Below are 11,116 nucleotides of genomic sequence, written 5' to 3'. Positions count from 1 at the left end.
CACGACCGTCACGGGACCCGCCTCCTCACGCACCCCTCAGACCAGCCTCCCTCGGAGCATCCGCTCGGGCCACCCGTGCGGGCAGGGCCTGAGCGGCCCATGGCAGGGGGTGGCGGGCCCCTCTTCTCAATCCGGATGCGCAGCTTCTCGGCCCTCCCGGCCTTCCCGGACACTGCTCACGAGCCCGGCCAGCGCGTCGGCGGACTCCGAGGTAAGGCGGTAGAAGCCCTGGAGGCTGACCGAGCGTTCGAGGCGGCCGTCGACGACGTACTTGAGGTTGCGGGTCTTGCCTCGGGCGTTGCGCCAGGTGAGGGCCGGCAGCAGGTCGCCGGGTATCGGGGTGTCGAAGCGGACGGGTGTCGCGTCCACGTGGACCGCGCTGGCGCCGCAGCCGCCTGCGCCGAGCATCCACCAGTCGTCGTGCCCCGGGAAGGGCGGATCCTGCCACGTCGCCCGAGCGGGACCACAGCACTCGCCGTGTTCCATTTCGAGGATCCGCATCCGGGACACCACGAACACCTCGCACCGGTTGACGTGCAGCGCGTACACCTCGTCACCGGCCCGGGCGCCCGACCAGGCGGGCAGGGACTGGTGAGCGCCGGAGTAGGCGACCGGCGGCCGCTCCCCCACACGGCCGGCCTTGCGCAGGGCACGGCACGTGTCATGGGTCCACAGAACGGTGAATGCGTCAGACATGTCAGTGATCGTAAGAACGAGCACTGACATTGATGCTGACGGACGAAGACCGGGGAGCAGCGTGGCGCACGCGGCAGGTCGCTACCCTGCGGCCACGACCGGGCCCGCTGTGACCTGAGGACCGTTGGGGAGCAGCGGCGCGAGGTTGTCCCTTACGAAGTCCGCCGCCCGTTCGATCGATTCCTCGGCTCCCGTTTGGTCTTCGAAGACGCTGGTGGAGACCATCACTCCGTCCCCCGCGTCCACCCAGTAGTAGGCCACGAAGCCGGGGACTCGGCGGAGGAGAGGGACGAATCCCTCGTCCACTCGGCGTCCTGCCTCGGCGGAGTCGGTCACGCCTTCGTAGCGCCGGATTACTGCGTACATAGCTGATCTCCTCATGGATCCCAGGGTCATGTTGCGCGACACGACATACCCCCACCGAGCGGCTCTCGCCCGGGTGACGTCCGGAGGTGACCCGGACAGGCGTACCGGTGACCCCGAACCGGGCACCGGCTGCGGCCGGGATCTCACAGACATCCGGTCGGAGCCGTCAACCGACCAGGGACGCCCGTCGCTCCGCCCATGGGAGGTGTCGCTACGTCCCCTCCATGGCTGTGCTCTGCACGACGAGGGGGCCCGGGTGCTGCCGAGGTCCCAGACCGATCCCGCGTCCTGCCGAGCCTTGAGCTGTTCCGCGAGCTGGTGGCCCGCAGTCATCAATGCGGGAGTCGACCCCCTGGCACGCTTCGAAACACTTATGAGCTCCCGTCATGTTCAGCCCCAAGGACGGGAGTTTGGTTCTGAAGGGCTGTCGGGTTCCCGTCATGCCGGATTCCGTCAGCGCCGACGCCTTACTCCGGCAAGCGGTCTCCGTAGAGCCTGGCCCGGCACAACCGACCGCCCGTCCTGCACCACAGGACAGACGCGTCGGCTTCAGCCTGCAAAGAAGTCGGAAGGGAACACGTGGACAACCCAAGAGCAACCCGGTACCGACGACTTGCGGCGACGGGGGTGGTACTGGCCGCCGTCGCCGCGCTGCCCGGCCTGGCAGGCGCCGCCGGGGCTTCGGAGCGTTACACGGGCCTGGTGCCGCCGGCTGCCTCTGCCGGTCGAGCCGTCACGACCCGGATCACCCTGGTCACCGGCGACACCGTCGATGTCGTCAAGGACGCAGAAGGCAGGGAGTCCGTACACTTCGCCGACGCCAGAGGCGCGAGCAAGGGCTTCCAGACGTTGACCGGCGCGAACGGGGACACGTATGCGTTTCCCCAGGACGTGTTGGCCGCCATAGCCTCCAACGCCGTCGACCGCGAGCTGTTCAATGTCACCCGGCTCATCAGGGACGGCTACGCCGACTCCCGCAGTGACAGCCTGCCGGTGATCGTCGGCTACGCGGACAAGCCGTCGGATGCCACGCTCAGGGCGCGCGTCGACACGTTGCCGGCCTCGGACCGCGGTGCGCTGCTGGAGAGCGTCGACATGGCGGGCGTGAAGGTCGACAAGAAGGGCGCCGGACAGTTCTGGCGGACCGTCAAACCGGTCTCCGAGCCGCCCCAGCACGGCAGAACGGTCACCGTCCCGGGCTTGTCGAAGGTCGCCCGTCTCTTGTACGACGGGAAGGTCCAGGCATCCCTGGACAAGAGCGTGCCGCAGATCGGGGCCCCCGAGGCCTGGGCGAAGGGCGTGGACGGCAAGGGCGTGAAGGTCGCCGTCCTCGACAGCGGCGTGGACCTCGCCAACGCCGACGTCAAGGACCGGCTGACGGCCACTCGCAGCTTTGTGCCGGGCGCGGCCACCGTCCAGGACGGGCACGGTCATGGCACCCATGTCGCTTCCACGATCGTGGGCAGTGGCGCCAACTCGGGCGGCAGGTACAAGGGAGTGGCCCCCGGAGCCGACCTGTTGGTGGGCAAGGTACTCAACGACGCCGGCAGCGGCGTGACCTCGTGGATCATCGACGGCATGGAGTGGGCCACCGCCCAGGGTGCCGACGTGGTGAACATGAGCCTCGGCAGCAGCACCAGCTCCCCCACCGACCCGTTGACGCAGTCGGTGGACCGGCTGTCGGCGACCACCGGCACGCTGTTCGTCATCTCCGCCGGCAACTCCGGCCCCGGCGCGACCACCATCGGCAGCCCCGGCACCGCCGACTCCGCGCTCACCGTCGGCGCGGTCGACAAGTCCGACGTCCTCGCCGGATTCTCCAGCCGCGGCCCGCGCGTCGGCGACAGCGCGATCAAGCCCGAGATCACCGCGCCCGGCGTCGGCATCGTCGCGGCCCGTGCCGCGGGCACCTCCATAGGCGCGCCCGTCGACGCCAACTACACCTCGCTCAACGGCACTTCGATGGCGGCTCCGCACGTCGCGGGCGCCGCCGTCCTGCTGGCCCAGCGCCACCCGGACTGGACCGGCCAGCGCATCAAGGCGGCACTCGTCACGCACGCCAAGCCCAGCAGTGCCTACTCCGTGTACCAGCAGGGCAACGGCCGCGTCGATGTCCCTGCCGCGCTCGACCCGGCGCTGGAGCTGTCCGGCACGGCCGACTTCGGGCTGGTCAAGTGGCATCCGGGGACGTACGGCAAGGTGACCCGTACCCTCACCGTCACCAACACCACGGACAGCGCCACCACCGTGACGACCGCGCTCAGCGGGAACTTCCCGCAGGGCGCGGTCACCGTCCCGGGGCCGGTCGAGTTGGCGGCGGGCGCCGATGCCACGATCACCGTCACCCTCGACCCGAACCTCGCGGCAACCGGTCTGGCCGGCGGCACCCTCACCCTGAGCAGCTCGTCGGGTGCGACCGCGCACACTGCCGTCGGCCTGGACAAGGAGCGTGAACAGCACAAGCTCACCGTCCACTTCAAGGACCGCAAGGGTCAGCAGCCGAGCTTCGTCCTCTACCACCTCGAGGGAATGGGCACCGGCAGCACCCGGATCGCGGCGATTTCCTCGGGGAAGCTCGAACTGAGCCTGCCCGCCGAGCGTTACAGCATGGTGGGTTCGCTGCACACCCAGGACAGCCGGGACAACTTCACGGCCTACGCCATGGACCTCTTCTCCCTTCCGGCGATCGACCTCACGTCGCATGACGCCGAGCTGACCGTCGACGGCACCAAAGCCACCGACTTCAAGCTGGACGTGCGCGACGAGGAGCGGCCTCTGGTGACCTCGGACTACGGGTACAAGATCGTGCGCGTCTGGGAGGACAAGAACCTCCCCATGCAGGGCATCGGCATGGCGTACCCGGCGATCAGCCAGCAGCACGCGGGCGCCATCCCGGTCGAGGCACCGCAGAAGAGCGACGGCGAGTTGTGGGCCTCGTTCTACCAGACACGCCACGAGCCGCTGATCCAGGCATCGGTGACCCGGCCCGACTCCTATGCACTCACGGCCGTCACCGACTTCGATCTCAGCCCGTTCGACGGCCACAGTCGCTACGACATCGTGGACGTCGGTGCCGGAACCGAGGAGAACCTGGCGGGCCTCGACCTCAAGGGCAAGGCGGCCCTTCTACACCTGGACAACTTCTTCGACAGCGACGCGGTGATCCAGCCTGTGGAGGCGGCCGGCGCCGCCGCGATCATCCTCGCCCCCACCGTCGACGAGACGCTCTCCGTGTACGTCGTCGGGGTGAAGGTGCCGTACTTCATGGTTCCCTACGACGAGGGTCGCAGGCTCACCGCCGATGTGGCGGCCGGCCGCACCACGGTCGACGTCCGGGGCGTCGCCGAGTCGCGCTACCAGTACTCGGGCCAGTACGAATGGAACACCGGTATCCCGGCGAACCTGTCGATCCCGAGCAAGAAGGACGACTACGCCAAGGTGCGAAGCTCGTTCCACAGCGACGGCATCGGACGGATGGGCGATTACCGCCTTGACGCGTGGGGTCCGGCCCCCTGGTCCTCCGTCCGGATCTCGCAGCGTCTCCAGCAGGGCACCGAACGCGACGACTACGTGCTGGCCCGTCCGGATCTCACCTACCGGGCCCAGGTCTACTCCTCCCGCTCCTGGGACAGGATGAGCATGGTCGAGTCGCCGCGCAGCTACCGGCCCGGGACCTCGGTCGCCGCGCACTGGTTCGCGCCCGTACAGCATCCGTCCGTCGAGCCCCGCTCCGCGTGCTCGTTCTGCCGCTCCGACGTGGGCACCGTCTTCCATGCGGGAGTCGGCGGTGACAGCGACCCGACGCACTCGGTGAGCTCCGGCCTGCACCGGACCTGGGCGCTCTACCGCAACGGTGAGCCGGTCGCCGACACCTCACAGGTGTTCGTGCCGGAGAAGGCCGACTACACCTTCGTCTCCACCGACACCCATGCGGACAAGGAAGTGAAGCTCGGCGGCAAGGTCGTCACCGCGTACGACTTCACCTCCGCGGCACCGAAGTCGATGGAGACGCCCGACTGCACGTCGGTCATCCCCGCGGCCACCGTCTGCGAGACCATCCCCGTCGTCCAGCTCCACTACCGGATGAAGAGCCCTCTGCTCAACGAGACGGCCGCGGGCACCCCCTCCACGATCACCGTGGACGCCTCCCATCCCAAGGGCTTCACCGGCGACAACCGGATGGCCGGGGCGAAGTTTTTCGTCAGCTACGACGACGGCGCCACCTGGAACAGCGCCACCGTCGACCAGGCCGACGACAACTCGTTCAAGGTCCGGTTCACCAATCCGGAACTGTCCGCCTCGAACGGGTACGTCAGCATCAAGGCCGAGGTCTGGGACAAGGCGGGCAACCGCACGGTCCAGACCGTCACCCGGGCGTACGCACTGAAGTAACGCGGCTCGCCCATGGGGGGCGCCGCACGGGAACGGCCGTGCGGCGCCTCGCGTCACCTTCCTGCTCCGGTTCGTCGACGGCGAGGTCGTCACGTTGGACGCCGAGCGGCTTCGTCAGGTGACGGAGCCGTACGTGGTGGCAGGCGGTCCGGAGGACGGCTTCTCCCAGCTCCGCGCGGAGGACGGCGGCGAAGCGGACGTGTACCACGAGTCCCACGGTGAAAGCGGGATGGTGTGTGTGACGGCGACGCACTTTGCCCGTGGCGCGATGTTCGGCGTGCTCACCGAGCTGGCGGCAGCCCTCGGAGCCCCTCAGGACGCGTCGCGCCTCGGCAGACGCCAGTTCGGGCGCGGGAAGTGGCAGGTGTAGCCGTCCGGATAGTGCTGGAGGTAGTCCTGGTGCTCCGGCTCGGCCTCCCAGAACGCACCGGCCGGCTCGACCTCGGTCACCACCGGCCCCGGCCACAGCCCGGATGCCTCGACGTCAGCGATGGTCTCCTGGGCCACGACTCGCTGATCGTCGTCGGTGTAGTAGATCGCGGAGCGGTAGCTGAGCCCGACGTCGTTGCCCTGCCGGTTCCTCGTGGTGGGGTCGTGGATCTGGAAGAAGTACTCCAGGATCGCGCGGTAGTCGGTGACCGAGGCGTCGAAGACGATCTCGATCGACTCCGCGTGCTTTCCGTGGTCGCGGTAGGTAGGACGGGGCTTGTCGTCGTCGCCGGTGTAGCCGACCCGGGTGCTCAGCACTCCGGGCAGCGATCGGATCAGCTCCTGCATGCCCCAGAAGCACCCACCCGCCAGCAGCGCCCTCTCCTCGGAGACGTCACTCATGCCGCTCACCTTTCTGTCGGTGTGTGTCCACAGGTGCCTGCTCGCCTCGCCCGCGCGGCCGGCAACTCCTCCATCATAGTCACCCCTCTGACAGGTGACGAGCTGCCTGGCGGGCTCGCTACCAGATAGGACGGTGACTCGGGTCGGCAAGGCCACCTCGTCCCCGCCCTCGATGAATCCAATGTCAGAGCGAGCTTGTCCCGGCACCAGCCGACGAGGCCGCCGGCGTGTAGCCGCCGGCGCCCCACACGAGGGTGGTGTCGCGGTGCCACCGGGACGGCGCAGCCGCATCAGCGGGCCCGCCGCGGCGTCCGGTCGCCGATGTTCGCGGCCGTGACCGTGACGACCAGGAGCAGACCGAGGGCGTCGGTCACGATGTAGCGCTTGCGGCCCGACGCCTCGCCGTGGGCTCGACTTCGCGGCCACGCGCGGAAAACCACCGCAGTCACCGACCGAGACTCCCGTTCGACCGGCAGCCTTCGAGACCGGTACGGGCAACAACCACTTACGTGTCGGGATGCTGCGGCAGGGCGAGCCAGTCCGACCAGGAGATTTCACGGCCGAGGAAGCGCGGCTGCTCGAACGGCCAGTCGGCGGCGATCCACTGCGGCACCAATGCGTCGAAGGCCTGCTCGACCTTGCTGCCCACCAGCTCGTCCACCACCCACCAGGAAATCTCGCCGTCCGCGCCGACCCTCTCCGGCGGGTCGATGTAGACACAGCCGAGCAGAACCGTCTCCGCCGCGTCGAAGAGCGCGTAGTTGAAGGACTGGTGCGCGGCGATCTCCTTCTCGTGCCGCAAAAGGTCGGCCTGGTCGGCCTCATAGGTCATGGTGGCCGCGGGCCAGCCCCATGCCGGGCCGAAGATGCTCCACAGCCGCTCGCGCGAACCCATCACAGCCGGATAGTCGAGCGGGGTGTCCACCTCCCGGATCGGCCGCAGGTGATGACCACCGCCCGGCAGCGTTACCAGGACGGGGTGGACGAAGTCATCGGGAAGCCAGCTCATGGCGCCCGACCGTAGCAGCGCGCGGCCGTCCGCTCCCTTGGACTCCCCTGCATATCGCATATACCGCACATATCGCCATGCCCTGCTCTGATACCGAGCAGGGCCCGCGATCACCGGTGAAGTCTCCCCACCGCGATGGGCCCGCGAGGCGGCGCTGCGGGGCCGGGGGTTCAGGGCTCCATGGCCTCCTCCGCCAAATCCTTGATCGCGTTCAGACGGCGCTCCCACTGGGCGGCGAGGGTGTCGGTCCACCGCGTTGCCTGCCGCAGTGGTTGCAGGTCGGCCTCGTAGCGGACCTCTCGTCCGGCCCGGTGGGCGCATACCAGTCCGGCGCGGTCGAGGACGGCCAGGTGTTTGGCCACTGCCTGGCGGGTGATGGGGAGGCTTGTCGCCAGCGATGTCGAGTTCGCGCCACCTTCGCGGGCAAGGACGGTCAGGACCTGTCGGCGAATCGGCTCGGCCAGGGCCACCAGGACGTCATCGGGAGCCCGTTCGCTGCGGCACTGCGTCACCGCCGACACGGTGACGAGGCCGGCTGCGGGGACGCCGTACGAGCCGGCGTGCCGAGCCGGTCGAGGAGCAGTGCCGTCCAGGGCGCCACGGCCGCAAGGGCCTTGGCGCCGAGCGCCGTCGCCGCGCAGGGCTGTGCCGGGTCCAGGCGACCGGGCTGCCGTCGCGCGGGGCATCGGCGGTGGAGAGGGTGGTGGGTGGGGTCAGCCTCGGCGGACACCTTCGAGGAAACGGCCGGCCAGGTCGTCCCGTTCGGCAAGAGTGGCGGTCTGGCCGAAGTCCACGAAGAGTTCGTGCACTCCCGCCTCGGCCGCGGCCCGCGCGTAGTCGATGTACTGGTCGAGCGTGCCCGCCCGGGGCATCTGTTCCGGATCGGTCTTCGTGTCGGTCAGTTCCGGGTTGACGCGCAGCGCCATGCGCAGGGCGGACGGGTCGCGGCCGGCCTCACCCGCCGCCGTGAGGACGACGTCCCACATGCCGAGGAGGCGAGGCAGCGGAAGCGCCACGGGCAGCCAGCCGTCGTACCGACTCCCGATCCGCCGCAGTCCGCGCGCACTGAACGCGGCGAGCAGGACGGGGGGTCCGGGTCGCCGGCACGGCTTGAGCCCCACGACCGTCTCCGGGATGGTGAACAGCGGTCCCTCGTGGGAGAAGACGTCGTTGACCCAGTACTTCTCCAGGACCTCCAGCGTCTCGTCGAGGCGTGCACCCCTGCCCTGCCACGGCACGGAGACGGCGGTGTACTCGTCGGGCATCCAGCCCAGACCGAGTCCGACGACGAGGCGTCCCTGGCTGAGGAGGTCGAGGGTGGTCAGCGAGCGGGCGAGCATGAGCGGCGGCTGCCACAGTCCGTTCAGCGTGCTCGTACCCAGGTGGACGCGGGTCGTGTGCGACGCGGCGAACGTCAGGGCGACCAGCGGGTCCATGTGGTTCTCGTAGGCGCGCGGCATCTTGCCGTCTGCGCTCGGGTAGCGCGCTCCGGGCACGAGCGGGGCGAGGACGCGGTCACCCGTCCACAGGGAGTCGTAGCCCAAGTCCTCCGCGCTATGGCAGACGCGCAGCAGGCCTTCGGGGTTTGCGTCGGGGCCGAAGGTCGGAAGTGCCAGACCGAGTTTCATATGTCTCTCCTCATATGGTGGCGGCCCTGTCCGGGCCCTTGCCAGTCGTCAGCGGGATGCCGAGCAGGGTCTCCGGGGCGGTGACGGTCCGCGCGGGGTCCACGGCCTGCACGGTGGCGACTCCCAGGTCCGCCGCGGACGGCAGACAGTGCTCGGTGTCGGCGACGAACACACACTCCTCGGCCCGCAGGCCGAGCTGTTTCCGCACGAGCCCGTACATCTCCGGTTCGGGCTTGCGCATCCCGTGGATCTCCGACAGCACCACGGCGTCGTACCGTCGCTCCAACTCGTAGCGTCGTAGAGGTTCCACGGGGCGAGGCCGACGGAGTTGGAGAGGATGCCGACCTTGGCTCCGGCCCGGCGCGCGGCCGCGGCCGCGGCGAGGGCCGAGGGCTCTGACCGCAGGTCGGCGAAGATACGGCCCATCAGGTCATCCGGCGGGATGCCGAGCAGCCGCCCTGCCGCCTCGTTCCACTCGGCCTGCGGGAGCGTGCCGCGCTCCAGCTCCTCAGCGAGCCGTATCCCCCTCCCGATCCAGGTAGAGGCCTGTGAGCAGCTCGCCCCAGGCCCGTTCCCCCGCGCTCCTCGAAGGCAAGCGCAGCGTGCAGCAGAGGGGTCGTCAGGACACCACCGAAATCGAGCACGAGGCCTTTGCGGTGCTGAGTCATGTTCACACCTTAGAAAGCGGTCGGGACAGGTCTCACACCAGGTCTTCATACTTCTCAACGGGCGGATGAGGGCGACTCGTTGAGCACGCTGCGAGAGTGCCCGCGACCGCATCGTCACGTCACGCGGCGGTCGCCCGGAGATGCCGTGAGATGGCGTTCGCAGGTGGTTCCGTCCCGAAGGGAAGACGGGGACAGGACCACCTGAGGGAGCCGCGCCGGCGGCAGACGCGGGTGTTCGCCGGGCGGCCGGCTCGGGGGTTCCGATCCGACCAAGGCGACGGAACCTCCGAGGGTTCCGACCAAGGGGACGGAATCCCCTCGTCCGCCGGTCGGCATAGGTCCGACGACGGGCGCTCCTCATCGAAGGAACGGTCTGACACCTCCTTGACCGCCCGCTCGGGTCGCTCTCCGGCGGGCAGCGCGGCCGGCTCGCACTGGCCGCGCTGCTCGTACGGCGGCCGTCGGCACTTCTCCTCGACAAACCGACCAACCATCTCAACGACAGCGCGGCCGCGTTCCTCGAGGACTACAGCGCGTACCTGTCGGCGAAGCAGGCCGAGCGGGAACGCTGGGAGCGGCGGGATGCCGAGGAACAGGGGAGCTGGAGGAGCTGCGCCGGGCGGCGGGCGTGACGGCGCGCCGGGCGGCCCCAGACCGGGGACATACCGACAACAAACGAGAAGATGGACTACGGCCATCGCGCGGGCCGGGTGCAGAACCAGATCTCACGCCGGGTTCGCAACGCGTCCCGGCGACTGGAGGAGTTGGAGCGGACGCGGGTCGCCCAGCCCGCCGCGGCCGCTGCGGTTCGCCGCCGGGGACCTGGCGGCGCGGGCAAGTCGACGCTGCTCGGTCTGCTCGCCGGACGGCTCTCGGCCGAGGGAGAGGTACGCAAGCGGCGCGGACTGACGGTGGGGCTGCTCACCCAGGACACCGTGTTCGAGCGGCCCGAGCGGGCGGGGCGCGACACCTAAGAGGCGGCACTGGGCCCGGCACGGGCAGGGCAGGTGCCGCTCCTTTCGCTCGGCCTGAGGCACGAGGCCGACCTGGACAAGCCGGTCGGGCAGTTGTCCGTGGGCAGCATCGCCGGCTGGCGCTGGCTCTCCTCGTGGCCCGCCCGCCCCCAGCTGCTGCTCCTCGACGAGCCGACGAACCACCTATCGCCGCGTCTGTGCGACGAGCTGGAGGAGGCCCTCGGCTCCGGCCCTGGTGCGATCGTGATCGCCAGCCACGACCGCTGGCTGCGGCGCCGCTGGCAGGGCCGCGAGCTCCGGCTGGAACCGGGGCCGGAGCACGACCGACGACGGGAGGCGGCCGCGGTCCGGTCCTGACAGCAGATCCGAGGGAAGGGTCGGGTCCGGACGCCACATCCGGGAAAAGCGAGTCCGGCTCCGACGCCACATCCAAGGGAAGGCAGTCCGGTCCCGACGCCACATCCAAGGGAAAGGAGTACGGTCCGGCGGCGGACGACGCCACATCCACGTAAGGGTTCGGTCCCCCGTCGGGCGCTGCCCAGCGGCGGCCGG

Annotated in this window: 9 protein-coding genes and 1 pseudogene; 2 read left to right on the top strand and 8 right to left on the bottom strand. The window is 69.6% G+C overall.

The window, feature by feature from the left end; translation table 11 throughout:
• Nucleotides 1-126 precede the first annotated feature (126 nt).
• Both ACFYU9_RS05230 and ACFYU9_RS05225 read right to left on the bottom strand, forming a co-directional pair.
• Complete coding sequence (locus ACFYU9_RS05230; protein WP_389342576.1) at nucleotides 127-696, bottom strand: hypothetical protein; 570 nt, start codon at nucleotides 694-696, stop codon at nucleotides 127-129.
• 81 nt (nucleotides 697-777) lie between these two features.
• Nucleotides 778-1,062, bottom strand: coding sequence for a hypothetical protein (locus ACFYU9_RS05225; protein ID WP_389342573.1), 285 nt, complete (start codon nucleotides 1,060-1,062; stop codon nucleotides 778-780).
• Nucleotides 1,063-1,689: 627 nt separating this feature from the next.
• Here ACFYU9_RS05225 and ACFYU9_RS05220 point away from each other — a divergent pair.
• Entirely contained in the window at nucleotides 1,690-5,454 is a 3,765-nt protein-coding gene (locus ACFYU9_RS05220) for a S8 family serine peptidase (protein WP_389342570.1), read from the top strand.
• Nucleotides 5,455-5,766: 312 nt separating this feature from the next.
• Here the strand turns inward: ACFYU9_RS05220 and msrA are convergent, their stop codons facing one another.
• From msrA to ACFYU9_RS05190, 6 genes are all read right to left on the bottom strand, one after another.
• Nucleotides 5,767-6,285 carry a peptide-methionine (S)-S-oxide reductase MsrA gene (msrA, locus tag ACFYU9_RS05215; RefSeq protein ID WP_389342567.1) on the bottom strand — a complete coding sequence of 173 codons (519 nt, stop codon included), beginning with the start codon at nucleotides 6,283-6,285 and terminating at the stop codon, nucleotides 5,767-5,769.
• Between the two features lie 290 nt (nucleotides 6,286-6,575).
• On the bottom strand, nucleotides 6,576-6,734 hold the full coding sequence (locus ACFYU9_RS05210; RefSeq protein ID WP_389342564.1) for a hypothetical protein: 159 nt from the start codon (nucleotides 6,732-6,734) through the stop codon (nucleotides 6,576-6,578).
• A gap of 56 nt (nucleotides 6,735-6,790) precedes the next feature.
• Entirely contained in the window at nucleotides 6,791-7,294 is a 504-nt protein-coding gene (locus tag ACFYU9_RS05205; protein ID WP_389342561.1) for an N-acetyltransferase, read from the bottom strand.
• 170 nt (nucleotides 7,295-7,464) lie between these two features.
• Nucleotides 7,465-7,806 (bottom strand): ArsR/SmtB family transcription factor, encoded by a 342-nt coding sequence (locus ACFYU9_RS05200; protein ID WP_389342558.1) that lies wholly within the window; start codon nucleotides 7,804-7,806, stop codon nucleotides 7,465-7,467.
• A 201-nt stretch (nucleotides 7,807-8,007) separates the two neighbouring features.
• Nucleotides 8,008-8,922 (bottom strand): TIGR03619 family F420-dependent LLM class oxidoreductase, encoded by a 915-nt coding sequence (locus tag ACFYU9_RS05195; RefSeq protein WP_389342555.1) that lies wholly within the window; start codon nucleotides 8,920-8,922, stop codon nucleotides 8,008-8,010.
• 10 nt (nucleotides 8,923-8,932) lie between these two features.
• The gene (locus ACFYU9_RS05190) at nucleotides 8,933-9,232 is read right to left on the bottom strand and encodes an HAD family hydrolase (protein ID WP_389342552.1); all 300 of its coding nucleotides are present in this window, start codon (nucleotides 9,230-9,232) and stop codon (nucleotides 8,933-8,935) included.
• A gap of 744 nt (nucleotides 9,233-9,976) precedes the next feature.
• On the opposite strand from ACFYU9_RS05190, the pseudogene ACFYU9_RS05185 reads away from it, so the two are divergent.
• Nucleotides 9,977-10,921: pseudogene (locus tag ACFYU9_RS05185) on the top strand (ATP-binding cassette domain-containing protein); the annotation flags it as partial.
• Between the last annotated feature and the right edge of the window lie 195 nt (nucleotides 10,922-11,116).

It is taken from the genome of Streptomyces sp. NPDC004327, from assembly GCF_042873935.1.
Taxonomy (GTDB): Bacteria; Actinomycetota; Actinomycetes; order Streptomycetales; family Streptomycetaceae; genus Streptomyces.
Note: the sequence above shows the minus strand (reverse complement) of the source record. Positions and strands in the feature narration are given on the sequence as shown.

Bases quoted from the DNA above. Each gene is read 5' to 3' on its own strand.
- ACFYU9_RS05230 (WP_389342576.1), bottom strand. From the start codon at position 696: ATGTCTGACGCATTCACCGTTCTGTGGACCCATGACACGTGCCGTGCC.
- ACFYU9_RS05225 (WP_389342573.1), bottom strand. From the start codon at position 1,062: ATGTACGCAGTAATCCGGCGCTACGAAGGCGTGACCGACTCCGCCGAG.
- msrA (WP_389342567.1), bottom strand. From the start codon at position 6,285: ATGAGTGACGTCTCCGAGGAGAGGGCGCTGCTGGCGGGTGGGTGCTTC.
- ACFYU9_RS05205 (WP_389342561.1), bottom strand. From the start codon at position 7,294: ATGAGCTGGCTTCCCGATGACTTCGTCCACCCCGTCCTGGTAACGCTG.
- ACFYU9_RS05195 (WP_389342555.1), bottom strand. From the start codon at position 8,922: ATGAAACTCGGTCTGGCACTTCCGACCTTCGGCCCCGACGCAAACCCC.